The organism is Streptomyces cylindrosporus (assembly GCF_022698165.1).
GTDB classification, from domain to species: Bacteria; Actinomycetota; Actinomycetes; order Streptomycetales; family Streptomycetaceae; genus Streptomyces; species Streptomyces cylindrosporus.
Window position 1 is genome coordinate 208,202 of sequence record NZ_JALDAY010000004.1, and the last position, 26,008, is coordinate 234,209.

The 26,008-nt window shown below is 72.1% G+C and carries 24 protein-coding genes and 2 pseudogenes; 12 read left to right on the forward strand and 14 right to left on the reverse strand.

What is annotated here, in order from left to right; translation table 11 throughout:
* Window positions 1-3: 3 nt before the first annotated feature.
* From groL to MQP27_RS13895, 5 genes are all read left to right on the forward strand, one after another.
* On the forward strand, window positions 4-1,626 hold the full coding sequence (gene groL / locus MQP27_RS13875; protein ID WP_242765366.1) for a chaperonin GroEL: 1,623 nt from the start codon (window positions 4-6) through the stop codon (window positions 1,624-1,626).
* Between the two features lie 166 nt (window positions 1,627-1,792).
* On the forward strand, window positions 1,793-2,911 hold the full coding sequence (locus tag MQP27_RS13880) for an NADH:flavin oxidoreductase (RefSeq protein ID WP_242765367.1): 1,119 nt from the start codon (window positions 1,793-1,795) through the stop codon (window positions 2,909-2,911).
* 145 nt (window positions 2,912-3,056) lie between these two features.
* On the forward strand, window positions 3,057-3,653 hold the full coding sequence (locus MQP27_RS13885; RefSeq protein WP_242765368.1) for a GNAT family N-acetyltransferase: 597 nt from the start codon (window positions 3,057-3,059) through the stop codon (window positions 3,651-3,653).
* 17 nt (window positions 3,654-3,670) lie between these two features.
* On the forward strand, window positions 3,671-4,573 hold the full coding sequence (locus MQP27_RS13890) for a metallophosphoesterase (RefSeq protein WP_242765369.1): 903 nt from the start codon (window positions 3,671-3,673) through the stop codon (window positions 4,571-4,573).
* Window positions 4,574-4,644: 71 nt separating this feature from the next.
* On the forward strand, window positions 4,645-6,177 hold the full coding sequence (locus MQP27_RS13895) for a carboxylesterase/lipase family protein (protein WP_242765370.1): 1,533 nt from the start codon (window positions 4,645-4,647) through the stop codon (window positions 6,175-6,177).
* Between the two features lie 39 nt (window positions 6,178-6,216).
* Here MQP27_RS13895 and MQP27_RS13900 read toward each other — a convergent pair whose 3' ends face one another.
* Window positions 6,217-6,786, reverse strand: coding sequence for a hypothetical protein (locus MQP27_RS13900; protein WP_242765371.1), 570 nt, complete (start codon window positions 6,784-6,786; stop codon window positions 6,217-6,219).
* A gap of 41 nt (window positions 6,787-6,827) precedes the next feature.
* A complete protein-coding gene (locus MQP27_RS13905) occupies window positions 6,828-7,781 on the reverse strand; it encodes an ankyrin repeat domain-containing protein (RefSeq protein WP_242765372.1) in 954 nt (317 codons plus the stop codon).
* Window positions 7,782-7,907: 126 nt separating this feature from the next.
* On the opposite strand from MQP27_RS13905, the pseudogene MQP27_RS13910 reads away from it, so the two are divergent.
* Window positions 7,908-8,207 (forward strand): annotated as a pseudogene (locus tag MQP27_RS13910) (class I SAM-dependent methyltransferase); the annotation flags it as partial.
* Between the two features lie 161 nt (window positions 8,208-8,368).
* On the opposite strand, the gene MQP27_RS13915 reads toward MQP27_RS13910, so the two are convergent.
* From MQP27_RS13915 to MQP27_RS13920, 3 genes and pseudogenes are all read right to left on the reverse strand, one after another.
* Window positions 8,369-8,938: a hypothetical protein gene (locus MQP27_RS13915; RefSeq protein ID WP_242765373.1), complete on the reverse strand. Its 570-nt coding sequence runs from the start codon at window positions 8,936-8,938 to the stop codon at window positions 8,369-8,371.
* Window positions 8,931-9,086 (reverse strand): annotated as a pseudogene (locus MQP27_RS51895) (Rid family hydrolase); the annotation flags it as partial. The gene MQP27_RS13915 and the pseudogene MQP27_RS51895, both read right to left, overlap by 8 nt.
* Window positions 9,087-9,104: 18 nt before the next feature.
* The gene (locus MQP27_RS13920) at window positions 9,105-9,536 is read right to left on the reverse strand and encodes a RidA family protein (protein WP_242765374.1); all 432 of its coding nucleotides are present in this window, start codon (window positions 9,534-9,536) and stop codon (window positions 9,105-9,107) included.
* A 71-nt stretch (window positions 9,537-9,607) separates the two neighbouring features.
* Between MQP27_RS13920 and MQP27_RS13925 the strand changes: the two genes are divergently transcribed.
* Entirely contained in the window at window positions 9,608-10,516 is a 909-nt protein-coding gene (locus MQP27_RS13925) for a LysR family transcriptional regulator (protein ID WP_242765375.1), read from the forward strand.
* 54 nt (window positions 10,517-10,570) lie between these two features.
* Here MQP27_RS13925 and murQ read toward each other — a convergent pair whose 3' ends face one another.
* Complete coding sequence (gene murQ / locus MQP27_RS13930; RefSeq protein ID WP_242765376.1) at window positions 10,571-11,503, reverse strand: N-acetylmuramic acid 6-phosphate etherase; 933 nt, start codon at window positions 11,501-11,503, stop codon at window positions 10,571-10,573.
* 77 nt (window positions 11,504-11,580) lie between these two features.
* Window positions 11,581-12,516, reverse strand: coding sequence for a MurR/RpiR family transcriptional regulator (locus MQP27_RS13935; RefSeq protein WP_242765377.1), 936 nt, complete (start codon window positions 12,514-12,516; stop codon window positions 11,581-11,583).
* 55 nt (window positions 12,517-12,571) lie between these two features.
* Here MQP27_RS13935 and MQP27_RS13940 point away from each other — a divergent pair, with 55 nt between their 5' ends.
* Both MQP27_RS13940 and MQP27_RS13945 read left to right on the forward strand, forming a co-directional pair.
* Window positions 12,572-12,952, forward strand: coding sequence for a DUF8819 family protein (locus MQP27_RS13940; RefSeq protein WP_242765378.1), 381 nt, complete (start codon window positions 12,572-12,574; stop codon window positions 12,950-12,952).
* Complete coding sequence (locus MQP27_RS13945) at window positions 12,949-13,218, forward strand: DUF4031 domain-containing protein (protein WP_242765379.1); 270 nt, start codon at window positions 12,949-12,951, stop codon at window positions 13,216-13,218. The genes MQP27_RS13940 and MQP27_RS13945 overlap by 4 nt, the downstream gene beginning before the upstream one ends.
* A 12-nt stretch (window positions 13,219-13,230) precedes the next feature.
* Here the strand turns inward: MQP27_RS13945 and MQP27_RS13950 are convergent, their stop codons facing one another.
* The 3 genes from MQP27_RS13950 to MQP27_RS13960 all read right to left on the reverse strand — a co-directional run bounded on the left by MQP27_RS13950 (window position 13,231) and on the right by MQP27_RS13960 (window position 15,849).
* The gene (locus MQP27_RS13950) at window positions 13,231-13,971 is read right to left on the reverse strand and encodes a hypothetical protein (RefSeq protein ID WP_242765380.1); all 741 of its coding nucleotides are present in this window, start codon (window positions 13,969-13,971) and stop codon (window positions 13,231-13,233) included.
* A 137-nt stretch (window positions 13,972-14,108) separates the two neighbouring features.
* Window positions 14,109-15,176, reverse strand: a complete 1,068-nt coding sequence (locus MQP27_RS13955) for a GNAT family N-acetyltransferase (protein WP_242765381.1) — start codon at window positions 15,174-15,176, stop codon at window positions 14,109-14,111.
* Window positions 15,177-15,204: 28 nt separating this feature from the next.
* Window positions 15,205-15,849, reverse strand: a complete 645-nt coding sequence (locus tag MQP27_RS13960; protein ID WP_242765382.1) for an HD domain-containing protein — start codon at window positions 15,847-15,849, stop codon at window positions 15,205-15,207.
* Between the two features lie 46 nt (window positions 15,850-15,895).
* Here MQP27_RS13960 and MQP27_RS13965 point away from each other — a divergent pair, with 46 nt between their 5' ends.
* Together MQP27_RS13965 and MQP27_RS13970 are read left to right on the forward strand one after the other, a co-directional pair.
* Window positions 15,896-16,561, forward strand: a complete 666-nt coding sequence (locus MQP27_RS13965; RefSeq protein ID WP_242765383.1) for a maleylpyruvate isomerase family mycothiol-dependent enzyme — start codon at window positions 15,896-15,898, stop codon at window positions 16,559-16,561.
* A 158-nt stretch (window positions 16,562-16,719) separates the two neighbouring features.
* Complete coding sequence (locus MQP27_RS13970) at window positions 16,720-17,466, forward strand: copper homeostasis protein CutC (RefSeq protein ID WP_242765384.1); 747 nt, start codon at window positions 16,720-16,722, stop codon at window positions 17,464-17,466.
* On the opposite strand, the gene MQP27_RS13975 is transcribed toward MQP27_RS13970, so the two are convergent.
* Window positions 17,457-19,505: a HelD family protein gene (locus MQP27_RS13975; RefSeq protein WP_242765385.1), complete on the reverse strand. Its 2,049-nt coding sequence runs from the start codon at window positions 19,503-19,505 to the stop codon at window positions 17,457-17,459. The two genes, MQP27_RS13970 and MQP27_RS13975, sit on opposite strands and share 10 nt — an antisense overlap.
* 291 nt (window positions 19,506-19,796) lie before the next feature.
* On the opposite strand from MQP27_RS13975, the gene MQP27_RS13980 reads away from it, so the two are divergent.
* Window positions 19,797-19,979: a hypothetical protein gene (locus MQP27_RS13980; protein WP_242765386.1), complete on the forward strand. Its 183-nt coding sequence runs from the start codon at window positions 19,797-19,799 to the stop codon at window positions 19,977-19,979.
* A gap of 27 nt (window positions 19,980-20,006) precedes the next feature.
* Here MQP27_RS13980 and MQP27_RS13985 read toward each other — a convergent pair whose 3' ends face one another.
* The 3 genes from MQP27_RS13985 to MQP27_RS13995 form a co-directional block, all read right to left on the reverse strand.
* Window positions 20,007-21,650 carry a DNA repair helicase XPB gene (locus tag MQP27_RS13985; RefSeq protein ID WP_242765882.1) on the reverse strand — a complete coding sequence of 548 codons (1,644 nt, stop codon included), beginning with the start codon at window positions 21,648-21,650 and terminating at the stop codon, window positions 20,007-20,009.
* A gap of 78 nt (window positions 21,651-21,728) precedes the next feature.
* Window positions 21,729-22,628, reverse strand: coding sequence for a UTP--glucose-1-phosphate uridylyltransferase (locus MQP27_RS13990; RefSeq protein WP_242765387.1), 900 nt, complete (start codon window positions 22,626-22,628; stop codon window positions 21,729-21,731).
* A gap of 141 nt (window positions 22,629-22,769) precedes the next feature.
* Complete coding sequence (locus MQP27_RS13995) at window positions 22,770-25,352, reverse strand: helicase-associated domain-containing protein (protein ID WP_242765388.1); 2,583 nt, start codon at window positions 25,350-25,352, stop codon at window positions 22,770-22,772.
* Between the last annotated feature and the right edge of the window lie 656 nt (window positions 25,353-26,008).

Here is a 26,008-nt window from a genome sequence, read left to right on the forward strand (position 1 = left end):
CACATGGCCAAGATCATCGCGTTCGACGAGGAGGCGCGGCGCGGCCTCGAGCGCGGCATGAACCAGCTCGCGGACGCCGTGAAGGTGACGCTCGGCCCCAAGGGCCGCAACGTCGTCCTCGAGAAGAAGTGGGGCGCCCCCACGATCACCAACGATGGTGTCTCCATCGCCAAGGAGATCGAGCTCGAGGACCCGTACGAGAAGATCGGCGCCGAGCTGGTCAAGGAAGTCGCCAAGAAGACGGACGACGTCGCCGGTGACGGTACGACCACCGCGACCGTTCTCGCCCAGGCGCTCGTCAAGGAAGGCCTGCGCAACGTAGCCGCCGGCGCCAACCCGATGGCCCTCAAGCGCGGTATCGAGAAGGCCGTCGAGGCCGTCTCCGGTGCCCTCCTCGAGCAGGCCAAGGATGTCGAGACCAAGGAGCAGATCGCTTCCACGGCCTCCATCTCCGCCGCCGACACCCAGATCGGCGAGCTCATCGCCGAGGCCATGGACAAGGTCGGCAAGGAAGGCGTCATCACCGTCGAGGAGTCCCAGACCTTCGGTCTGGAGCTGGAGCTCACCGAGGGTATGCGCTTCGACAAGGGCTACATCTCGGCGTACTTCGCCACCGACATGGAGCGTATGGAGGCCGTCCTCGACGACCCGTACATCCTGATCGCCAACTCCAAGATCTCCTCGGTCAAGGACCTGCTCCCGCTCCTGGAGAAGGTCATGCAGTCGGGCAAGCCGCTGCTGATCATCGCCGAGGACGTCGAGGGCGAGGCCCTGTCGACCCTGGTCGTCAACAAGATCCGCGGCACCTTCAAGTCCGTCGCGGTCAAGGCCCCGGGCTTCGGCGACCGCCGCAAGGCGATGCTGAACGACATCGCCATCCTCACCGGCGGCGAGGTCATCTCCGAGGAGGTCGGTCTCAAGCTGGAGAACACCTCCCTGGACCTGCTGGGCAAGGCCCGCAAGGTCGTCATCACCAAGGACGAGACCACCATCGTCGACGGTTCCGGCTCCTCCGAGCAGGTCGCGGGCCGCGTGAACCAGATCCGCGCCGAGATCGAGAACAGCGACTCGGACTACGACCGCGAGAAGCTCCAGGAGCGCCTGGCGAAGCTCGCCGGTGGTGTCGCCGTCATCAAGGCCGGTGCCGCGACCGAGGTCGAGCTCAAGGAGCGCAAGCACCGCATCGAGGACGCCGTGCGCAATGCCAAGGCGGCCGTCGAGGAGGGCATCGTCGCCGGTGGTGGCGTGGCCCTGCTGCAGGCCTCCCAGGTCTTCGAGAAGCTGGAGCTGGAGGGTGACGAGGCGACCGGCGCGCAGGCCGTGAAGCTCGCCCTTGAGGCCCCGCTGAAGCAGATCGCCGTCAACGCCGGCCTCGAGGGCGGCGTCGTGGTGGAGAAGGTCCGCAACCTCACCCCGGGTCACGGCCTCAACGCCGCGACCGGTGAGTACGTCGACCTGGTCAAGGAAGGCATCATCGACCCGGCGAAGGTCACGCGTTCCGCTCTGCAGAACGCCGCCTCCATCGCCGCGCTCTTCCTCACCACCGAGGCCGTCATCGCCGACAAGCCGGAGAAGGCCGCCGCGCCCGCCGGTGGCGGCATGCCGGGCGGTGACATGGACTTCTGATCGGCCGCCGGCTGATCCGGGTTCCTACCGAGGGCGGCACTCCCTGGAGACAGGGGTGCCGCCCTCGGGCGTGTTCGAGGTCATAGGAGGATTGCTTAAGCGGGTGCAACAATGCGTATGCACATACCAGCCGGTTAACGCAGCCCCGCACGAGGAGCCCACCCACGTGACCACCACCACCTCCCGCGCCGCCGAGGTCCTCTCCCGGCCGACGACGATCAACGGCCTCACCGTCCCGAACCGGATAGTGATGGCGCCGATGACCCGCATGTTCTCCCCGGGCGGCGTTCCCGGCGAGGACGTTCGCTCGTACTACGCGCGCCGTGCCGCCGCCGGTGTCGGGCTGATCGTCACCGAGGGGACGTACGTCGGCCACGAGTCGGCGGGCAACAGCGACCGCGTACCGCGCTTCCACGGTGAGGAGCAGCTCGCGGGCTGGGCCAAGGTCGCCGAGGACGTGCACGCGGCCGGCGGCACGATCGTCCCGCAGCTGTGGCACATCGGCATGGTGCGCGAGCAGGGACAGGCGCCGTACGCCGACGCCCCCGCCGTCGGCCCCTCCGGTCTGGTGACCGCGGGCGCCGAGCCGACCGGCAAGGCGATGACGCAGAAGGACGTGGACGACGTCATCGGCGCGTTCGCCGAGGCCGCTGCCGCCGCGGAGCGCATCGGCTTCGACGGCGTGGAGCTGCACGGCGCCCACGGCTACCTCCTCGACCAGTTCCTGTGGGCGGGCACGAACCGTCGTACGGACGCCTACGGCGGTGACGCCGTCGCCCGTGCCACGTTCGCGGCCGAGATCGTCGCGGCGGTCCGGGAGGCGGTGTCGGCCGAGTTCCCGATCATCTTCCGTTACTCGCAGTGGAAGCAGCAGGACTACGGCGCGCGGCTCGCCGAGACCCCGGAGGAGCTGGAGGCGATCCTCACGCCGCTGGCCGCCGCGGGTGTCGACGCGTTCCATGCGTCTACGCGGCGGTACTGGCTGCCGGAGTTCGACGGTTCGGATCTGAACCTCGCCGGGTGGACGAAGAAGCTCATGGGCAAGCCGGTCATCACCGTCGGCTCGGTCGGTCTCGACGGGGACTTCCTCAAGGGGTTCCAGGGTGAAGGGGCGCCGGTCAAGGGCATCGACAACCTTCTCGACCGGTTGGAGGCCGAGGAGTTCGACATGGTCGCGGTCGGGCGGGCGCTGCTCCAGGATCCGGAGTGGGCGGCGAAGGTTCTTGCGGGGCGGGTGGATGAGCTGGCGCCGTACGACGCGGGGTCGCTGCGCTCGCTGAGCTGATTCGGTGCCGGTGTGGGTGGGGGTGCGCGTCCCTGGGGGCTGCGCCCCCAGACCCCCCATCGGCCTTCGGCCTCGTCCTCAAACGCCGGACGGGCTGGAGGGGCTGGTCGGGGCTGAAAAAGTGGCCGGAGGTAAGAATGACTGCATGACTTCCGTCCGTGTCGCCGGTGCCGCCGATGTCGAGTCCATCGTCTCCACCTTCAACTCCGCCTTCTTCCACGATCCCGTCTGGGGTTCCGCCTTTCCCGACGAGGCGCGGCGGGGTGCTCAGGCGGCTGTCATGTGGCGGGCCTACGTCACCTCCGCCCTCCGCTATCCCTGGACCCTTGTCACCCCGAACGTCGAAGCCGCCGCCATCTGGATTCCGCCGGGCGGTGTCGAGCTGACGGAGGAGGAAGTGGGGCGGCTGGAGCGGGAGTTGGCCGAGGTGACTGATGAGCGGACCGCTCGGGCGATCATGGAGATCGGGGAGCGGTTCGAGGAAGCGCATCCCGCTGAGCCGTTCTTCTACCTCACCATCCTCGGGACGCACGCCGACCACCGCGGCAAGGGGCTCGGCATGGGGCTCGTCGCCGAGAGTCTCGCCCGTATCGACGAACTCGGCGCCCCCGCCTACCTGGAGTCCACCAACCCGGCCAACCTCAAGCGCTACGAGAGCGTCGGCTTCCGGGTGCGCGAGGAGATCACCATCGCCGGCGGGAAGGTCGTCACGACAATGTGGCGGCCCGGAGGCGTCAACTAGGGCTAGCGTTCGGTGGTATGCGGATCCTGCATCTGTCGGACACCCACGTCGAACGAACCGACGCCCCCAACCGGCACGGCGTCAACGCCACCGAATCCCTCCGTCTGATCCTCGCCGAACTCCGCCACCAGCGTGGCGTGGACGCGGTCGTCGTCACCGGGGACATCGCCAACGACGGGGCGGTGGAGGCGTATTCGGCCGTGAAGGAGCTGGTGGGCGAGTTCGCGCGGCGGCTGGACGCGCCCGTCTTCTACACCACCGGCAATCATGATGAGCGCGAGGCCTTCGGCAAGGTGCTGGGGAGTGGGCACCTGACGGGTGACGGTGGTGAGCGGGGCGACGTCCTCGTCCACGAATCCTCGGGCGGGGAACGGGCCGCCGTGAGTGTGGTGGACGGGTGGCGGGTCGTCACGCTGGACTCGCTCGTGCCGGGGCGGATCCACGGGTGGATCGGGGAGGAGCAACTGGACTGGCTGCGGGGGGTGTTGGACGTGCCCGCCGAGCGCGGCACGCTTCTCGCCTTTCACCATCCGCCCGTCAGCCTCGACATCTCCGCCACCCAGCCGGTCTTCGGGCTGCGCAATCCCGAGGCCCTGGCGGCGGCGATCCGCGGGAGCGACGTACGGGTGATCCTCACCGGGCACTACCACCTCCAGCTCTTCGGGATGCTGGAGTCCGTGCCGGTGTGGGTCACCCCCGGCATCGTCAACCGCATCGACCTCACCACCGCCCCCGGCACCGAGCGGGCCGTGCGCGGGGCCTCGGCCTCGCTCGTGGAGCTCGGCGGGGTGGCGGGGCCGATGTTCCACACCTTCCACGCCCGTGACCCGCGCGCCCACGAGACGGTCTACGAGCTGGACGAGGAACGGACGCGGGCGCTGCTGGAGCAGTACGACGCCTCTTCACCGCCGATTGGTTGACTTACGCAAGCTCTTTGCGTTTGGGTGGGGGTGAGCAGCGTTGCCCGCCCCCCACCAGTGAGGAGTCGACGATGACGACAGCCGAGGGTCCGGTCGTACGCACCGAGGCCGGTGCCGTGCGGGGACGGGAGGAGGGCGGGCTGACGGTCTTCCGCGGCATCCCGTTCGCCGAGCCGCCGGTGGGGGAGGCCCGGTTCCAGGCGCCGCGGCACGCGCGGGCGTGGGACGGGGTCCGGGAGGCGTACGAGTTCGGGCCGCCGCCCCCGCAGGAGGCGGCCTTCCAGGGGCGTACGGGCGAGATCCCGGGGCCCATGGGCGACGACTGGCTGACCGTGAACGTCTGGACCCCGGCGGCGGACCCGTCGGCCCGCCGGCCGGTGATGGTGTGGATCTACGGCGGCGCCTACAAGATGGGGCACGCCGGCAGCCCTGGCTACGACGCCCAGCACATCGCCCGGGACGGCGACGTGGTGGTCGTGACCTTCAACCACCGGGTCGGGATAGAGGGCTTCGCGCGGATCGACGGGGCGCCCGCCAACCGGGGGCTGCTGGACCAGGTCGCCGCGCTGGAGTGGGTACGGGACAACATCGCGGCGTTCGGCGGCGACCCCGCGCAGGTCACGGTCTTCGGGGAGTCGGCGGGCGCGGGCGGCGTGGCCTCGCTGCTGGCGATGCCGAGCGCGCGCGGGCTGTTCCGGCGGGCCGTCGCCCAGAGCGTGCCGGGCACCTTCTTCTCCGACGAGCTGGCCCGGGACGTGGCGGCCGAGATCGCCAAGGAGGTGGGCCTGCCGCCCACGGCCGCCGCGCTGTCCGCCGTTGATCCGCGCCAACTCACCTCCGCGGGTGAGCAGTTGAGCGAGAAGATGCGGCAGTACGAGGACCGGTGGGGGCAGTTGGCGCCGACGGTCACGCCCTTCTCTCCCGTCGTCGACGGCGAGGTGCTGCCGACGACGCCCTGGCAGGCGCTGGCGGCGGGCGCGGGCCGGGACGTGGAGCTGCTGGCCGGGCACAACCGCGACGAGTGGCGGCTGTTCGTCGTCATGGGCGGGCAGTTCGGCAAGATCACCGAGGAGCAGGCGGCAGGGGCGCTGCGGACCTTCGGGCCCGGTCCGGAGGGGGAGCGGGCCTACCGTGCCGCCTTCCCGGAGGCCGGGCCGGGGGAGCTGTACGAACGCGTCCAGACGGACTGGCTGTTCGGCATGCCGAGCCTGCGGCTGGCCGAGGCGCAGGTGGCGGGCGGCGGACGGGCCCACGTCTACGAACTGACCTGGCCGGCGCCGGGTGCCGGGGGCGTGCTCGGCGCGTGCCACGGGCTGGACATCCCGCTGCTGTTCGGCACGTACGAGGCGGACCTCGGGAACCTGCTGTTCATGGGCAGCGGGGTGCCGGACCAGGCGCGGGAGCTGTCGGCCCGTTTCCGCTCGGCGTGGACGGCGTTCGCGCGCACGGGCGAGCCGGGCTGGCCGGCGTACGACCTCGACGAGCGTCTGGTGCAGGTCCTGGACGTGAAGCCGGAGGTGCGGCCGTATCCGGAGGAGGCGTCGCGGCGCCTGTGGGAGACGTACGACTTCGAGCCGCTGCCGCTGCTGAGGCCCGCCGGGTAGCCGGCATCCCCGGGTGGCCGGCATCCGCCGGGTAGCCGGCTAGAGGTTGCCCAGCGGCTCGATGTCGACCTTCACCGGGGTGCCCCACACCCGGAGCACCTCGTAGTCGGTGAACTCGTGCACGAGCCGGTACGCCATCGCGGCGCGCGGGCCGCGGCGCTGGGCGGCGAGGTAGAGCTCGGCCTCGCGGCGGTCCCGTCTCGGGGTGCCGCACAGCTGCCACTCCTGGCCGTTCCACAGCTCCGGCAGCCAGCGCTGCTGGGGCTGTGGGCGGTCGCCGCGGACGCCGTAGCGGGAGGGGGCGGACTCGGCGGGGGCGTGGGGGAGCGGGCCGCCGTTGAACTCGTTGCGGCGGGCGGCGCGGCGGCGGGTCTCGCAGAGCAGACAGAGGTCGGGCGCGCTCTCGTCGACCGGGCCGTTCGGGTGTTCGGCGCAACGGGTGGCGGGCGCGGCGGCCGTGACGCTCTCCTCCAGCAGGTCGAGGGCGCGGCGCAGATCGGCCCTGACCTCGTGGAGCCTGGTGTCAGGGGTGTCGGCGGTGAGAGCCTCGCCGTGCTCGCCGAGGAGGCGGAGGGCACGGCCCAGGGCGGTCAGCTGGGCGTGGTTCATGGTGCCAGTCTGCGTGTTCGTCGCACTTTTCGGGACGCTCCTCACGTGGTCCAGTAGTCGCGGTCGGGCAGTTCGACCCAGTGGTCCGGGGGGCCGAGGACCGCTCGGGGGTCGGTCGGGCGCAGGCCGGCGTGGGCCAGGCAGTAGGCCACGGCGTGGTGGCAGTAGACGTAGGAGAAGAGGACTTCGGCCGGGCTGTCGCCCGCGTCCGGGCCGCCGCCGGGGTGCAGGTCCCAGCCCTCGCAGACGCCGTCGCGGTGGATGCTGCCCTGGTTGCCGCTCTTGGGGTTGGCGTACAGGCCGTAGGAGGCGGTGCCCGCGGAGAGGCGGGTGTGTATGCCGGGCATCGAGGGGCCGTATCCCCAGGGCTGGGTGAGGACACAGCCGCCAGGCACGGTCGTCACGCCGACGAACCGCAGGGTCTCGTCCATGTCATGTTCGAACGGGTCCGCGACCACGGAGGCCATCAGCTCCTCGTCCGCCGGGGTCGCTTCGAGCCGCCGTATGGCCTCCTCGGCGTCGATACCGGCGACGCAGGCGAGCCCGAGGCCGTCGTAGTAGAAGTCCCCGAGAGCCGCGACGAGCCGCCGCGCCTCCGCCACGACGGCGAGTTCGGCGTCCGTCAGCGCGGGTCGGCCCTCGGGGGATTCCTTCAGGAGCGAGGTGAACAGGTCCGGTTCCGGGCCGGCGAGGCTCAGTCGGGCCGGTGTCCAGCCCCCGTGGCCGGTCCATTCCGGGTCGGCTCCGGCGGCGGCCAGTGCTCGCGCGTTGTCCGTGCGGCCTGCGACCACCGCGTCCCACAGCGCCGTGGTCCCGCCCTCCAGCGCGTCCACGTCCGCCACGCGCCTGGCCAGCTCCGCGACGACCTCGGGGGAGCCGAAGAGTGCGGCGCGGTGCAGCGGCCGGGAACCGCCGACGCCGAACCTCTCCGGATCGGCCCCGGCGTCGAGCCGCCGCCGAACGTCCTCGTGGTCCTGCCACCCCCGGTAGTCCATGCCGCCCCACCCACCGGCATCCCGCCCCACCATCCCGTGCCCCCTCCAGCCCGTGGATCTCCGTACCCACACCATCGCAGACCCCACTGACAACGGCCGGAGGGGTGCGGGCTGCACACTGAGCCGATGAAGATCCTCACCCCCCGGGTCCTGGACGCCCTCGCCCGCTTCAACTCCGCCCACCCCTGGGACCACAACGCCCACTACCACCCGTGGCTGCTACGGCAGTTGCCCCACCGCTTCGGCCGCGCCCTGGACGTCGGCTGCGGAACCGGCGATCTGGCGCGGCTGCTCGCCGGGCGGGCCGAGGAGACGTACGGGATCGATGCGGATCCGGAAATCATCGCTCGCGCGAAGGAGTTGAGCGGCGGCGACACACGTGTGAGCTTCAGCGTCGCGGACGCGCCCGACGGCATTCCGGACGGCCGGGACCGTCTCGCCCCGATGGCACGCTCGTCGTCGGGCTGGCGAGGGACGAGAGTGCCGTTGCGCGGTTGCTCGGGTATGTGCGCTACACGCTTGTCTGGCGTGAATGAGGTGCTCGGTTTCGGGGGTACGACGGGTTCCGGGGACGGGAGGAGCGGTGGTCACAGCGGGGCGATCTCCACCCTGCCGGTGAACCGGCCGCCCACCTGGGCGGCGAGCCAGTGGACGCGGGGGAGTTGGTCGCCGTTGCGGTCCCGGGCGTGGACGTACACCGTGTGGTCCTGCGACGGCTCCTCCTGGTAGATGTCGCGGGAGTTCACCGCCAGGGTGAGGTACGCCCATTTCTGCGAGATCGCCTCCAGGCCCGCCTCCGGCACCGCGGGCCAGCCGTCCAGATCCCAGCGGACGGCCGCCGGATCCGGACCCAGCGCGGCGATGAAGGGCTCGGCGCGGTCGAGTGGACGGCACCAGTCGTACACCCGGATCGGCAGACAGCCCGCGGGATCGTCGCCCGCCTCCGACGAACCGTGCTCCTTGCCGGCCGACGCCCACCACACGAGGTCGGGCAGTACGTCACGCACCTGTGCCAGTACGGCCGGCGAGCTGATCACGCCCTCGAAGTCGACCTCCGCCTGCGAGACGTCCGCGAGGCCCAGCAGAGTGCGCACCGCGCGTATCGCTTCGGACAGGTCGGCGGTGGTGAGGACGGCGGCCGCAGCAGAGTTACTCATCCCGGAAAGATACGGTCACCCGCGTGAACCCGTGACTCCGCTCCACCTTCGCCACATGCAGCGAGTACCGCTCGTACCACTCGGCCCGGCCGCGCTCCTGCGCCGCCCGGTGCTCGGCGTCGGTCCGCCACCGGGTGAGGGCGTCGGCGTAACCTGGGGACGTCCTTCACCGGCTCCGCCAGGAGGCCCCCACGGGAACGGCGGGCGTTGCCGAGTGGCGTCGCGCGTCCGCCTCTATCTCGATCTTCATCCGCGGGTCGGCGAGGCCGCACACGAGCATCGTGGCGGCCGGGCGGACATCGCCGAAGGCACGGCGCAGGACCGGCCAGCAGGGTTCGAATTCCTCGCGGTCGGGGAGCAGGTAGCGCACGCGCACCACGTCCGCGAAGGTGCAGCCCGCCTCGGCCAGCGCGGCCCCGATGTTGCGCAGGCACTGCTCGGCCTGCTCCACGACATCGTCGGAGATCGTCATGGTGGTGTAGTCGAATCCGGTCGTCCCGGACACGTGCACCCGGTCGCCGTCGACCACGGCACGGGCATAGCCGATCTGCTCCTCGAAGGCCGAGCCGCCGAGCACCGCACGTCGTCGCTCTGTCATGCGCCGACGCTAGAAGAGCGGCATCGATACGTCTAATACTTCCCTACGCATGATCTGATATCTCCAGACGTATGGATCGCCCCGAACTTCCCCTGCCGCAGCTGCACGCCTTCGTCGTACTCGCTGAGGAACTCCACTTCGGCCACGCGGCCGCCCGCCTCGGCATCGCCCAGCCGCCGCTGAGCCAGCAGATCCGCCGCCTGGAGGAGAAGGTCGGCCACGCGCTGTTCACCCGCGCTCCGGGGCAGGTCGCCCTGACCCCGGCGGGCCGCGAACTGCTGCCCGCCGCCCGGCGCGCACTCAGCGGCCTCGCGGACGGTCTGGCCGCGGCCCGGGCCGTCGGCAGCGGCAGCGCCGGCCGCCTGCGGATCGGCTTCGCCGCCTCCGTCGCCCTGACGGTCCTGCCCGGCCTGCTGCGCACCTTCCGTGAGCGGTTCCCCGGCGTGCACCTGGACATCCACGAGATGACCACCGCTCCGCAGCTCGTCGCCCTGCACGACCGGACCATCGACATCGGCCTCCTGCGCGAACCCCCCGCCGACGAGCCGGAGCTCGGCTTCAGGACGGTACTCACCGAGCCGTTCGTGGCCGTGCTGCCGTCCGCCCACCCGCTGGCCGCCGGACGGAGCGTCCAGCTGGCTCGGTTGGCGGACGCGCCCTTCGTGCTGCTGCCCCGCAGGGTCGGCCCGTCACTGCACGACCAGATCACCGGCCTGTGCACCGCGGCAGGGTTCACACCGCGGGTGGTCCAGCACGCGGTCGAGTGGCAGACCGTCTGCGCTCTCGTGGAGACCGGCCTCGGCGTTTCCCTGGCCCCGGCGAGCATCAGACGGATCCGCCTCAAGGGCGTGGCCTTCCGCAGGATCGACCCCGGCACCGCCCGCACCCGAGTGGCCGTCGCCTGGCGGAAGAACGACCAAGACCCCCTCGTCGCCCACCTGTTGGCGACGCTCAACCAGGCCCCACCGTCCACGCCTTAGCCGACGGGAGCGTCACGTACGGCCCCCCGGCCCCCCCCGGGCCCTCCCGGACCCTCAGCCCGCCCCCGCCAGCGCCGCCCGCAAGTGCCCCCCGGACTCTGCCAGCAGTCGGGCCGCCGTTGGGCCGTCGATGTTGGCCAGGATGGTGAGGATCGCGTTCTTGACCTCGCCGTCCGTGGCCGCCAGGGCTTGTTCGATCTCCTCGTCCGACGCCCCGGTGGCGAGCGCGACGATGCGGCGTGAGCGGGCCCGCAGCTTCTCGTTCGAGGCGCGTACGTCGACCATCAGGTTCCCGTACGTCTTGCCCAGCCGGATCATCGTGATCGTCGAGAGCATGTTGAGGACGAGTTTCTGGGCCGTGCCCGCCTTGAGGCGGGTGGAGCCGGTGAGCAGCTCCGGGCCGACCACGATCTCGATGCCGTGATCGGCCGCCGCCGCCAGCGCGCTGTCCGCGTTGCAGGCGAGCCCGATCGTCAACGCGCCCACCCGGCGGGCGTGTTCGACGGCGGCGATGGCGTACGGAGTGCGACCGGAGGCGGAGATGCCGACGACCGTGTCGGTGGGCGTGAGGCTCAGCGCGTCCAGGTCCGCCCGCGCGAACTCCGCCGAGTCCTCGGCCCCTTCGACGGACGTCACCATGGCCGGCGGACCGCCCGCGATGAGCCCGACGACCTGCGAGGGGTCGGTGTTGAAGGTCGGCGGGCACTCCGACGCGTCCAGGACGCCGAGCCGCCCCGCCGTACCCGCCCCGGCGTAGACCAGCCGGCCACCCCGGGCCATCCGCTCGGCCACCGCGTCGATGGCGGCGGCGATCTCGGGGAGGCGTTCGGCGACGGCGGCCGGCACGGTGGCGTCCTCGCCGTTCATGAGCCGCGCGATCTCCGGCGTGGACAGTTGGTCGATGTCGGCGAGTTCCGGCCGGAAGGCCTCGGTGGTCAGCGATTCCAACTCGGCGCGCAGATCACGGGGGTTGGAGGTGGAGGTCATGGCGGGCGGCTCTCTCGGTCGTGCGGTCCGGTGTGCGTTCGTTCTTGCCCTCGTGTAGTGCGGTCGGGTGTCAGTCCCTACCTGCGATGCCGATGCGCCAGCGCCTCGTACGACGCGGCGAGCGCCGGTGCCGCCGTTTCGTACGTCTTCTGCGCCACCCCCACGAACAGGCAGTCCACGACGAGGAGTTGACTCGTACGGGAGGACATCGCCGCCGGCCTCAGCTCGCTCTCCCGCGCGGTCGACGTCGTCAGCACGTGGTCGGCGTACTGGGCGACCGCTCCGTCCGGCCGCCCGGTGATCGCGACGGTCGTCGCCCCGTGCTCGAAGGCCACCCGCAACGGCTCGATGACGTCCCCGGTCGACCCGGAGTGCGTGATCGCGATGGCGACGTCCCCCGCCCGCAGCTGCACCGCGTTCGTGACGGCGAGATGCGGATCGCTGTGCGCCTGGGCTATCAGCCCTATCCGCAGCAGCTTCTGCGTGAGGTCCTGCGCGACGAGCCCCGACGCGCCCACCCCGTACACGTCGATGCGCCGGGCCACCGCCGCCGCTGCGACGGCCGCCCCCAACTGCACGGTGTCGAGCCCGGCCGCCGTGTCCGCGAGGGTCTGCTGCTCGTCGTACGCGAGCTTCGCCACCACATCGGCGATCGGATCGTCGACCGCGATGTCGGTGGTGATGGCCGGCGCCCGCCCCGACTGCTGCTGCGCCGCGAGACCCGCGAGGGCGAGCCGCAGGTCACGGTAGCCCGGGTAGCCGAGCAGCCGGGCCGTGCGTACGACCGTCGCCTCGCTGGTGCCGGTGAGTTCGGCGAGTCCGGTGACCGTGAGGGCCGCGCAGCCCGCCGGGTCGCCCGCGACGGCCTCGGCGACGCGCTGCATGGAGCGGGTCATGGAGGGCGCGAGGGTACGCACCTTGGCGGCGAGCGCGGCGGGGGCGGGCGGCGCACCGGCCCGGCCGGCCTGCGGACCGCCCGGGAGGGCGAAAATTTCCTTCACGTCCTGGGTCACGTATGAAAGATATTTTCGGCTCGGTGTCCCGGTCAAGAGTGCGCACAATGGGGGCATGGACCCCTCCGGCACCCCCATCAGCCCCCTGGAGCAGGCGTTGCACGCGGCACGCGCCCTCGTGCTCGCCGATCTGGCCGCGGGCGAGGTCGCCGCGGCGGACGTGGTGTCGATGGTCGAGGAGTCCGTCGTGCAGCGGCGCTGGTGGGTGGAGCAGTGGCCGGAGGGCGCGCCCTATGTGGCCGGGCTGGTCGCCCAGGACGTCCAGGACGCGCTCCTGGAGACGTACGGCCGCTGGCCGGTGTGCCCGGTCTGCGGCTCCGGCGACCCGCACGCCCTCGATGTGGAGCCCGAGCTGGGCCCCGACCCGCACTGGGTCTGCCACAAGGCGGGCGTGCAGGTCGCGGCGGTGGGCGCGCTGGGCTCGGTACTGTCGTGACCGTGTACATCGACCCGCCGAACTGGCCGGGCCACGGACGCATGTGGTCCCACCTCATCAGCGATGTCTCGTACGACGAACTCCGGCTGTTCGCCGACGACCTGGGCGTCCCGCGCCGGGCCTTCGAGCGCGACCACTACGACATCCCCGCGCACCGGTACGCGGACGCGGTGGCCGCCGGGGCGGTGGAGGTCAGCAGCCGGGAGGTCGTACGGCTGCTGACGGGCGCGGGGCTGCGCCGGCCGAAGGGGCGGCCGGTGTCCTGAGCGTCCGGCCGGTCAGCCCGTGGAGCTCGTGAAGACGGGGTCGACCGTGTGCCACCAGTCGGTCAGCGCCGCCGGGTCGTTGCCGTCCACCTCGAAGAGCGCGGGCCGGTCGTAGTACGTGCAGAAAATGGTGTACTGCCCGGCGCCGGCCCAGTAGCAGGCCATGTCGCCGGCCGGGGTCGAGGTGTCGTTCTCGTGCCAGGTGCCGCGCGCGTTCTGGGTGGTGTCGCAGTTCCCCTCGGCGAGCCGCGCCGTGTAACGCAGGTACACCTCCTGGACCTCGCTCTTGGAGGGGTACGTCGCGATCTTCGCCTTGGTCGTGCCGCCCAGGGTGCTGACGGTGCAGCGCAGCGCGGCGGTCGCGTCCGGCGCCGTCCAGTGCTCGCAGCTCTCGCGCTGCCACTGGCTGCTGTTGAGCGAGTCCCGCAGCGAGCGCTCGGCGGAGGTCAGCCCGTCGTCGGCGGAGTCGACACTTTCGGACGGGCCGACGGTGGTCGCCGTACCCCCCGTAACCCCCGTATCGCCTGAACCGGCCGTACTGTCACCGGAGTTGCCGCCGGAGCTGCCCCCCGAAGTCCCGCCCGCCGAAGTCCCGCCCCCCGACTGCGAGGCCTGGACGAACAGCCCGATCAGGGCCAGCGCGGTGCTCAGTACCACCCCGATGATGGTCCAGCGCACGCTCCGGCGGGCCAGCAGATGGTCCGGGTCCGGTTGCGGCGGTCCGGGCATGCCGGGTGGGTCGTACTGACTCATGGCGCTCCCCCGATTTCCCGGTCCCGGATTTCCCGGATTTCCCCGACTCCCCTGATTCCGTACCGGAATTATCCGGACACCGGACGGTCCGGGGGAGGAAAAGGGACGGGTATGGGCCCCGGGTACGCCAGGCGCGGTCAGCGGCGCAGCTCGTAGGCGTACCCCTCCTCGTCCACCCCCGCCCGCCGGAACCCGGCGCGGGTGACGACCGCCTGGGAGGGGAGGTTGTCCGGGTCGATGGTCGCGAAGAGGGAGCTGACGTCGTCCCGGGCGAACGCCCAGTCGGCCAGGGCCCGTAGCGCCTCCGTCGCGTAACCCTGCCCACGCGCGCCCTCGACGAGGTCGTAACCGATCTCGACCCGCCCCTCCTCGTCCGGCACCCCGTGGAACCCCATGCCGCCGATCGCCTGTCCGTCCTCCCGCCGTACGAGGGTGAAGACGCCGAACTCCGGCCGGTGGACGCCCCCTTCGTACGCCTTGGCCATGAAGCCGGCGGCGTCCCGCGTGCCCTCGAAGGGGCCGCCCTCGATCCACGCGAAGCCCCCGTCGCCGCCCACGGCCAGGTCGCGGGCCGCGGCGGGCGTGAGCCCCTGCAGGGTGAGGCGTTCGGCCTCGACGACGAGGTTGTTCTTCCACCGCCACTCGGTGACCGGGGCACGCCCCGGCAGCTCGCCGCGGCCGGTGGCCCACAGCAGGGTGCGCCAGTGGTCGGGCCCTGGCTGGACCTCCGGGAAGATCCGGGTGAGGACGAACTCCGGGAGTACGGACGGGGGTTCGTACGGCAGCCCGAGTCCGGCCGTGATGTCGTACGTGTGCAGCAGCACCTCGGCGACGCCCATCGCGGCGAAGCCCTCGCGGTTCGCGCTGCGGAAGGGGTACGGGTGGAAGGCCCGCGCCTCGCGCGGCGCGGTGCGCACGGCGGCCGCGAGCAGGGCGCCGGTCGCCTCGATGACGTGCAGCAGCCCGGAGTTGTCGGTGCCGTCGTCGAGCCTGAGCTCGAAGGGGACGTAGTCGTCCTGGGCCCGTCCGGCCAGATTGGCGGCGTACGCGACGAGATCGTCGGCGATGTGCACCGCCGTGGCGTGCACGGACCACTCCAGCCCGGCCGCGTTCACCTCGGTCCAGTCCCGCTCCACCGCAGGCCGCAGCGCCGCCACACACCCGGCGACGGCGTCCGTCACATATTCCCCGCCCATGTTTCGCATGAGCCGCAGGCTAGGCCGATCCCGCATGTCAGGGCGACAGCATTTCCAGCTCGGCGCCGATGTTGTACCGGGCCGTCGCCTCCCACTTCTCCGTCCCGTACGGCGTCCTGAACAGCCGTGGCAGGTCCAACAGTTGGCGCAGGATCGCCGAACGGCCCTCGCGGAAGGCGCCGTTGGGGACGAAGTGGTACTCCTCGCGGACGGCGGCCGTGTAGGCGGCGTACGCGGAGGGGGCGGCGGCGAGGATCGCGAGGTCGGCGTCGCACAGGACGGCGCCGTTCGCGTCGCCGGGCTCGGGGGCGTGCGTGACGGTGAGCCGGACCAGCCGGGCCACCTCGGCGGTCTTCCCCTCCGGCACCCCCGCCTCGGGAAGGGCGCGCTCGGCGAGGCGGGCGGAGCGCTCCTCGTTCTCGGACCGGTCCGGGAGGTAGACCGCGTCGTGGAACCAGGCCGCCAGCCGCACCAGGTCCGCGTCGTCCGCGTACTCCTCCAGTACGTCGATGTGCTCCAGGACCGCCGTGAGGTGCGTGAGCGTGTGGTAGTGCCGCTGAGGCTCCTGCCAGCGGGCGAGGAGGTTCTCGGCGTACGGGGCGGGGGCGGGGCCGGCGGAAGGGGACCGGGCGCCCTCCAGGGCACGGGTCCAGCGGTAGCGCAGGGCGTCGAGATCGGCCATGCCCGCATTCTCCCGCCGATCACCCGGAGCGTCCTAGCGTGGGCCCATGACAACTGCCGAGGTACGCGACCCCGAACTCCCCGGACGGATCCTCACCGGCGAGCGCGACGCGCTGATCCCCCTCCTCCGCTCCCGCCCGGACGCCGATTTCGCCCTGCCGACGGCCGCGTGTCCGGGCTGGACGGTGCGGGACGTGCTGGCCCACTGTTCGTCCGCGCTGATGCGGGTCGTGGAGAGCCGTTACGAGAAGGGCGTGTTCTCGCCCGAGTGCAACGACCGGGACATCGCCGAGCGGGCCGAGTGGACGAACCAGCAGGTCGTCGACGAACTCGAACGCGGGATGACCGAGGCCGGCCCGGTGATCGCCAAGGCGGGCGGGGTGCTGGACATGGTCGCGCTGGGGGAGTGGGTGCACGCGGGCGACGTACGGGACGTATGGGGCGAACCGGGCGCGTACGCGGGCGCCGGTCTCCCCGACGCCCTCACCCTCCTCGCCCGCGTCACCCGCGAGAAGGCGCACGTACCGCTGCACGCCGACCTGGACGACGTGGACGAGCCCCTGCGCCTGGGCGACCCGGTGGCCGGGCGGACGCCGGCGCGTTTCATCGGCGGGGCGGCGACGCTCGTACGGCTGTACTCGGGCCGTCCGGTGGAGGGGGCGGACTTCGAGCTGGCCGGGGTGGAGGCGGAGGAGCTGAACCTCTTCGGCTGAACCTCTTTGGCTGAACTTCATCGGCTGAACCCCTCGGCTGATCTTCCCTCGATGTTCCACCCAGGGGCGTCGTCGTGTCGGCGGCCGTACCGGCGTAGTCTGTGAATTGGACTAGACCTGTACTGTGCCCATCGAGCCGATGAGATGAATGGGGTCCCATGAGCAAGCGTGCAGTCCTGGAGGTGATCGCTCTCGACGCCGAGGACGCGATCGCCGCCCAGGCCGGAGGCGCGGACCGCCTCGAACTGGTCACCGACATGGCGGCCGACGGCCTCACCCCGCCGACCGAGACCTTCACAGCGATCCGCGCCGCCGTCGACATCTCCCTGAGGGTGATGCTGCGCCTGCAGGACGGCTTCGCGGCCGGGGACCCGGGCCGGGTGGTACGGGCGGCGAGGGAACTGCGGGAGGCGGGGGCCGAGGAGTTCGTCCTCGGCTTCCTGGACGCGGACGGGGGCGTCGACCTGGCGGCGGTGGAGCGGGTGGTGGCGGAACTGGACGGCTGCCGCTGGACCTTCCACCGCGCCATCGACCACACCACCGACCGAGACGCCCTGCGCAAACAACTGGACGGCCTCCCGGGCCTGGACGCCTACCTGACGGCAGGCTCGGCGGCGGGAGTGGACGAGGGCCTGCCGACGCTGCTGAGGGAGGCGGCGAGGAGTGGGGAGCCGGGTTACGAGCCCCAGATCATGGTGGGCGGAGGCCTGAGACTGGAGCACGTGCCACAACTGAGGGCGGCGGGCGTCGGGGCTTTCCACATCGGCGGTGCAGCCAGGCCGGAAGGCTGGGGCCGACCGGTGTCGGCAGAGGCGGTGAGCATCTGGCGCCGGGTCGTGGACCAACCTTCTTGGGGGCGCGGGGAACTGCGCGACCAGCCCCCACCCACCCGCACTCACAACTGAGCCGGCAAAGCCCCCGCATGCGTCACGATCAACCCCGAGACCGCCCGGGTCAACGCCACATACAACCGCCGCAACCCCGTCCGCTCATCCGGCTCCCCGTCCACCACGGCCTGCGGCTCGTCCAGCACCACATAGTCGTACTCAAGCCCCTTGGCGAGCGAGGCCGGCACCAGCGTCAGCCGAGTCTCGGCCGTGGTCTCCTCACCGGGTGCCAGATAGCCGAGGCCCGCCGAAGCCAGCGCCTCCGCCAGTACCGGCACCCGCGCGTCCGCGGCGATCAGCCCCGTGGACCCCTCCCGCCGCAGCAACTCCTCGCACGCGGCCACGACTTCCCCCGCACTGCCGACCTCCCGCCGCTCGAAGAAGCCCGGATTCTCCCGGACCGACGCGACCGGCGTGAGGCCGGGCGCGATGTGCGGCAGCAGCCGGGAGGCGTACGCGATGACGTCCGTCGGCACGCGGAAACCGGCCGTCAGTTCCTCGATCACCCCGTCCGCCTTGCCGAGATGGGCCAGCGCCTCTTCCCAACTCCGCGTAGCCCAGGGCGTGGTGCCCTGCGCGAGGTCGCCGAGGACGGTCGCCGAGCCGGTCGAGCAGCGGCGGCCGACCGCCCGGTACTGCATGGGCGAGAGGTCCTGCGCCTCGTCCAGCACCACATGCCCGAGTGAGTGCGTGCGCTGCACGATGTCCGTCGCCTCGTCGATCAACACCGCGTCGGCAGCGGACCACTTGGCGGACTTCACCGACCGCACGGGCTTCGTCCACAGGATCGTCTTCTGCTCGTCCTCGTCGAGCAGCCCCTCCGCCTGTACGGCGAGGAAGTCGGCGTCGGTGAGCAGCCGCAGGACGAGTTTCGCCGGGTCGACCGGCGGCCAGACCTCCTTCACGGCCGCCTTCACCGCCGCGTTGCGGGCCACCGCGTCCTGCACCCGGTCGTCCGGCGCCTCCCCGGCCCGCTCCATCTGCACCAGCACGGCGTGCGCGATGCGCTGCGGCAGGGCCTCGCGGGCGGCGCCGTAACGGATGTCGCGGGCGAGCAACTCCCGCACGATGTCCTCGAGTTCGTACGCAGGAACCCGCCACCGCCGTGACCCGCGCACGACGACCACCGGCTCGGTCGGCATGGTCACGTGCGAGTACACGGCCCGGCGCAGCACCTCCGCCATCCTCGCGTCGCCCTTGATGACCGCGGCCGCCGCGTCGTCGCTCCCGCGCACCTCCGCCCCGGCCGCCACCAGGTCGTCCACCGTCGCCTGCTGCACGGCCAACTCGCCCAGCGCGGGCAGCACTTGCTCGATGTAGTGCAGGAAGGACCGGTTCGGCCCGATGACGAGGGTGCCGGTGCGGGCGAGCCGCTCCCGGTGCGCGTACAGCAGATACGCCACCCGGTGCAGGCCGACGGCGGTCTTCCCGGTCCCCGGCCCTCCCTGCACGCACACCGTCCCGCCGAGCCCGGACCGCACGATCTCGTCCTGCTCGGGCTGGATGGTGGCCACGATGTCGCGCATGGGGCCCACACGCGGGCGCTCGATCTCCTGCTGGAGCAGCTTGCTGGTGCGGGCCGCCTCGGCCGGGTCGGAGAGGTGCTCGTCCTCGTACGCCGTGATCTCGCCGCGGGTGTATCCGAAGCGGCGGCGCAGGGCGATGTCCATCGGGTCCTTCTTGGACGCCCGGTAGAACGGCTGCGAGACCGGCGCGCGCCAGTCGATGACCATCGGGTCGCCGTCCTGGTCGTGCACGTGCCGGCGCCCGATGTAGAAGCGTTCGCCGTCCGCGCCTTCCGCCTGGTCGGCGCCGGGTGCGTGCAGGTAGTCGAGGCGGCCGAAGAACAGCGGGGTGTCGCTCAGGTCGGCCAGCGCCTTGATGCGCTCGTCGATCTGGCGCTCCAGGATCTGGGCGTTGACCCAGTTCGCGGTCACGTCGCTGATGTCGAGGGACTCGACGTCCTCCCGCATGGCGCGCAGGGCGGCTCGGGACTCGGCGAGGTGGGAGCGTTCCCGGTGGAGCGGGCCGAGGGGGTCGTCGACGGGCGTGGACAAGGGGGTGCCTCCGAAGGTGCTGCGGGCCTGGGCTGCGATGTGCCGGCCGGTTTCCGTCCGGTCGGCGGCACTCCGGGAAGGGAGGCGGGCAAGAGCGGAGAGTCTAGGTCAGGCGCCCGGCGGGAGGCCAACGAATTAACGCCCGGCGTCCGTCCCTCTCCGTCCGTCCCCTAGGGGATGGCCCCTGCGTCCGGTGTAGGAGGCTCCACCCACAGGGTGTACCCAAGGACCACAGGAAGAGTGGACCTTGGGCCGATGCCATCCTTATGCCTCGAAAGCCACCATGGAGACATGAGTGCAGCGACCATAACCCCAGCCCCCGGTCGCCCGTCCGGCGCGACCCCCGTCTCCGGCGCCCACGCGGCCCACCGGATAGGCAATGCCCTGCGCGCGGTCCGCGTCTTCGCGGGCGCGGCGTTCGACGTCGTCATACTCGGCGAGTACGGCGAGGAAGCGGGCGTACGCAGGAAGTGACCTGAGTACGTGTGCTCGGCGACGATCTCAGCCCTCTGCCAGCAGCTCGTCCGCGTCCACGATCCGGTAGGCGTACCCCTGCTCCGCCAGGAAGCGCTGGCGGTGGGCCGCGAAGTCCTGGTCGATCGTGTCGCGGGCGACGACCGAGTAGAAGTGGGCCTGGTGGCCGTCGGCCTTGGGGCGCAGGACACGGCCTAGGCGCTGGGCCTCCTCCTGGCGGGAGCCGAAGGTGCCCGACACCTGGATCGCGACCGTCGCCTCGGGCAGGTCGATGGAGAAGTTCGCGACCTTGGAGACGACCAGGACGCTGATCTCGCCCTCGCGGAACGCGTCGAAGAGCTTCTCGCGCTGCGCGTTCGACGTCTCGCCCTTGATCACCGGCGCGTCCAAGTGCTCGCCCAGCTCGTCGAGTTGATCGATGTACTGGCCGATCACGAGGATCTGCTGGCCCGCGAAGCGGCGGACGATCGCCTCCGTGACCTTGCGCTTGGTGTCGGTCGTCGCGCAGAAGCGGTACTTCTCCTCCTGCTCGGCCGTCGCGTACGCGAGCCGCTCGGAGTCGGTGAGATTGACCCGTACCTCCACGCAGTCCGCCGGCGCGATGTACCCCTGCGCCTCGATCTCCTTCCACGGAGCGTCGAACCGCTTCGGGCCGATGAGCGAGAACACGTCCGACTCGCGGCCGTCCTCCCGCACGAGCGTCGCCGTCAGGCCCAGCCGCCGCCGTGCCTGAAGGTCCGCCGTGAACTTGAACACCGGCGCCGGCAGCAGGTGCACCTCGTCGTAGACGATCAGCCCCCAGTCGCGGGAGTCGAAGAGCTCGAGGTGCGGGTAGACACCCTTCCGCTTCGTCGTCAGCACCTGGTACGTCGCGATGGTGACCGGCCGGATCTCCTTGCGCGTACCGCTGTACTCACCGATCTCGTCCTCGGTCAGCGAGGTCCGCTTCACCAGCTCGTGCTTCCACTGCCGGGCCGAGACGGTGTTGGTGACGAGGATGAGGGTCGTCGACTTCGCCTGGGCCATGGAACCGGCGCCGACCAGCGTCTTGCCCGCCCCGCACGGCAGCACGACCACACCGCTCCCGCCGTGCCAGAAGTTCTCCACCGCCTGCTTCTGGTACGGCCGCAGGGCCCACCCGTCCTCGTTCAGCTCGATGGGGTGCGCCTCGCCGTCCACGTACCCGGCGAGGTCCTCGGCCGGCCAGCCCAGCTTGAGCAGCGTCTGCTTGATCTGCCCGCGCTCGGAGGGGTGCACGGCGACGGTGTCGGGGTCGATCCGGGCGCCGACCAGCGGGGCGATCCGCTTCGAGCGCAGCACCTCCTCCAGCACCGGCCGGTCCGTGGTCGTCAGCACCAGCCCGTGCGTCGGGTGCTTGCTGAGCGTCAGCCGCCCGTACCGGTCCATCGTCTCGGCGACGTCGACGAGCAGCGCGTGGGGCACCGGATAGCGGCTGTACTGCACCAGCGCGTCCACGACCTGCTCGGCGTCGTGCCCGGCCGCCCGCGCGTTCCACAGGCCGAGCGGCGTCACCCGGTAGGTGTGGATGTGCTCGGGCGCCCGCTCCAGCTCCGCGAACGCGGCGATGGCCCGACGGCACTCGTCGGCCTGCTCGTGGTCGACCTCCAGGAGCAGCGTCTTGTCGGACTGGACGATCAGCGGACCATTCACCCGGGGCACCCTTTCCGTACGGCCGTTCTCACCGGCCAAACGTCCAGTGTGCCCCACCCCCGGAAAAACGGGGGACGATCACGGGCGATGCTCGTCCAGCTCGGCCAGCCGGCGCAGGTGCGGCCCGTACTCCGGGTCGGCGAGCGCGGCGGCGAACTGGGCCGTGAGGTAGGCGAGCGGGTTGCCGGTGTCGTACCAGCGGCCCTGGATGACCTGGCCGTAGACCGCCTTGGTGGCTGCGTAGGCGTTGATGGCGTCGGTGAGGTAGATCTCGCCGGTGCGGTGCTCGTACCAGGCCTTGGTCTGCTTGCGGAGCTCCTCGACGATGCCCGGGGTGATCACGTACCCGCCGATGGCCGCGTAGGCGGAGGGCGCGTCCTGCGGCTTCGGCTTCTCGACGAGGCCGGTGATGCGCAGCAGCCCGTCCCCGAGGTCCTCCTTCACGCGCGGGACGCCGTAGCGCTGGGAGTCGGCCGGGTCCATCGGGAGCAGGGCGAGCACCGGGCAGCTGGTCGCCTCGTAGGCGCGGATGAGCTGCTGGGCGCGGGGTACCTCGGCGACGAACACGTCATCGGGCCACAGGACGAGGATCGGCTCGTCGCCGACATTGCGGGCGGCGTTCAGGACCGGGGTGCCGTTTCCGTACGGGCCGTGCTGGTCGAGGTAGGTGATGTGGCCGAGGCGGGAGAGCTCGCCGACCTCCTCGACGGCGTCCGCGTACGCGGTCTTGCCGTCGGCCCGCAGCTGGGCGACGAGCCCCGGATTCGGCCGGAAATGCTCCTGGATGAGCCCCTTCCCGCCGGACACCACGATCGTGATGTCGGTGATGCCGGACGCCACCAGCTCCCGCACGGTGTGCTCCACGACGGGCTTGTCGCCGACCGGCAGCATCTCCTTCGGGATGGCCTTCGTCAGCGGCAGCAGGCGGGAGCCCAGCCCCGCGGCGGGGATGACTGCGCGGCGGATCGTCGTGGCCATGGGGCCCCTTTCGTCGAAAAGCCGGTCTCGGTTCCGGTCCCGTTCAGGAAACGCTGCCCGCGAGCCCGGACCGGAAGCCCCGGGTGAACAGTTCCGGACGCGGGGGTGGAGCTGTGGCGAAAGGGCCGCCGGCCGGCCGGTTCATGTTTCGTCCGCCAGCTCCGCCACCCCCGTCACGCGGTGCAGGGGATACGTCCGTACCTCGTCCGCCGTGTGGTCGTACGCCGTGACGAAGCCGCCCTCGACGCGGATCGGGGCGATGACGCGCTGGCTGGCGGCGCCCTCGGCGTTGACGTAGCCGATCCACAGGGCCTCGCCGGTGAGGACGGCGGCCTGCATGGTGGCGAGGGTCTCGGCGGAGCTGGTGCGGGGGAGGGCGCCGGTGGGGGCGGTGGCCGACGGGGGCTGTTTGCGCGGGGTGGTGGAGGCGAGGTCGCCGGCCCGGATGGCGCGGATCGCGGCCGTCAGGAGCGTGGCGTCGGGGGTGGGCGGGCCGTCCGGGACGGGTTCCGGGGCGGCGCGCGGCGGGGTGCGGTGGGCGTCGGGGCGGGTGATCACGACGTCGCCGTCGGCGGACTCGGCGGCCGGCGCGAAGCCCATCGCGCGCAGGCCGTCCAGGAGGGTGGCGGGGTCGGCCTGGGTGGCCAGCACGGTGGGCGCGAGGCGGCGCAGCCGCAGGGAGGCGGCCCGCTTGTCGGCCATGATCTCGTTCAGCAGGGCGTCGTCGTCGCACCGCACGTACGCCGAGGCGGCGCCCACTCGCAGATGTCCGTGCTTACGGGCCACGTCGTCGATCAGGTACGCGAGCGGTTGCGGGACCGGCGTACGGGAGTGCGCGGCGAGGAAGGCGTGCAGGTCGGAGGCGGTACGGCCGGCGTCGAGGGCGCGCCGTACCGACCCGGGCGTGAACCGGTAGACGGTCGCCCCGCCCTTCGACTCCACGTCCGCCAGCACGTCCAGCATGTCGGCGAGCGGCCGCTGGAGCGGGCCGGGGGCCACCGCGGTGAGGTCGGCCTGGAGGAGGACGTGGTCGAGCGGCTCGGGGAGCAGCGGCGCGAGCAGCCGGGCCGCGGCCGCGGAGGCGACGGCCTGCTCGGGGGGAGACAACGGCTCCACGACGACCGGGGTGTGATGCACGGGGAGCTTGTCACCGGGGCCGTTGTCATCGACTCGGGGCCGGCTCGGCCCGGCGGTGGCGGTCCCGCTCTCCGCTGCCTCTCTGCCCCCGCCCTTCTTCGCGGCCCCTGTCGGCGCCGGCGCTCCCAGCAGTGCCCGTCCGTGGCCCGACAGGGCGCCTCGGCCCGTCACGCCCAGGAGTTCCGCCTCTGTCAGGGTCCAGCGGGCCAGGCGGGCGCGCAGGTCGTCGTCCTGTTGGGGGCCGCGCAGGGGGCGTTCCCAGCGCAGGCGGTCCAGGACCGAGTCCGGTGACGGGGCGGCGCCCTCCGGGAGGCCGGCGAGGAGCGTCAGCACCCGGTGCCGTACCTCCGGGGCCGCCGAACGGTCCAGGCCCGGCCCGAGCGCAGACAGTGCGCGGTCCTTCGCGTCCCGGCCGCCGACCAGTCCAGGCGTCCGGGTCGCCGTCAGCCAGGTCTGGGCGAGCCGGGCCCAGCGCTGTGCGGCGGGCTGCTCCAGCCACTCGTCGTAGGCCGGGGTCGCCGCGTAACGTTCGTCGGCCTCGCCGTCGGAGGCCAACAGGCCCGCCGCGTAGGCGAGTTCGACCCAGAACGCGGCGACCGGCTCGGACACGTCCAGGGCGACGGCCGTGCGCTTGAGGTCGCGCACGCTCAGCCCGCCCGCGCGCAGCACCGCAGGCCCGCCCTCGTCCCAGTCCTTCAGCAGCTCCTCCACGGTCGCCAGCGCGGTGTACGCCTGCCCGGCCGCCGTCGCGTCCACAACCTGTGGACGGTGCACGGCCGTCGGCTCTGGCGCGGGCGGCAGCGGCTCCGTGGTGCGGTGGGCACGGCCGCCGCGCAGGTGCAGGGCCACTTCGCGGGGGAGTACGACCGTGCCGGGCGCCGTCGGCAGGAGGAGGCCGCGGTCGAGGAGGTGGCGCAGGTGGGCGGCCGGCTCGGCGGTGACCTGGCCGTACGGCGGACCCCACACCAGCCGCTCCAGCACCTCCCGGGACTGCGCGGGGGCCTCGGCGAGCAGCGCGGCCATCCTCCCGCGGTCGTTGAAGAGGCCGGTCAGCGCGGCGACGGCCGAGACGGAGTCGTGGGTCGAGGCGAGCCCGGCGGTGACGACGATCTCCTGGATACGGCCCGGAGACATCCCCGCGGTGGCCTCCTGGACGGTGGGCCCGAGCCCGGTCGGGGACGGATGCTGCGGCGAAGGGGCGAGCAGCTCGCGCGCCGTCCGCACCAGCCGCAGCCGGTCCTCGCCGCCCCACACCAGGGCCTGTTCGCGCAGGGTGGCGACGGCGCGGGGGAGCGCCGCGGTGACCTTCGGGTCGCCCTCGTCGCCGGTCATCAGGCCCAGCAGTTCGTCGTACGACGCCGGGTCCGACGCCACGGCCAGCGCTTCCGCCGTCTGCAGCGCGAAACGGTCCAGCCGCTCCAGTGCCCGGACGACCGACGCGCGGGTGCCGGCCCGGGTGGCCAGCTGGGTGAGGTCGGACGGGACGGGGGTGATGAGGTCGGGGCGGGCACGGAGCAGCGCGGCGAGGGAGGCGTCGTCCCTGAGCCGGAGCGCCTCTGCGAGGGAACGTGGGCCGGGGGTGCTCATCTGACCCACGTTAGCGGTTACGACCCCCCAGAGCCGACGCCCCTGGGAGCTCCGCCCCCAGCCCCCCGTCCGGCCTGAACGGCCTCGTCCTCAATCGCCGGACGGGCTGAGAGGCGGCTGGGCGGGGCGTGCGGGTGCGGCCAGTCCTCGCGGTGAGCCGGCCTGGCGGAGAGCCGCCCTGCGGTGAGCCCCCTGGCGGGGAGCCGCCCTGCGGAGAGCCCACCCCTGCGAAGAGCCGCCCCTCCGGAGAGGCGTGCTTCGGAGAGGCGCCTCCTAGGGTGGGTGGGGGATGGGGATGGCAATCGCTCGTCCTCAATCGCCGGACGGGCTGAGAGGTGGCCGGGCGGGGCGTGCGGGTGCGGCCAGTCCTCGCGGAGAGCCCCCTCGCGGAGAGCCCCCTGACAGAGAGCCGCCCTGCGAATAGCCCACCCCTGCGGAGAGCCGCCCCTCCGGAGAGCCGTCCCCGAGAGGGACCGCGAAGGACCGCGAAGGGCCGCGAAGGGCCGCGAAGGACCGCGAAGGGCCGTGAAGGGCCGGCCCCGGCAAACGCCGCGTTGCCTGGATGGCCCCTGCATGAATTTCATCGGGAGGAATGCGGCAGCCCTGGCAACCCTCCGCTTCCACTCGTCACCCTGGGTTCCCACCCCCAACCCCAC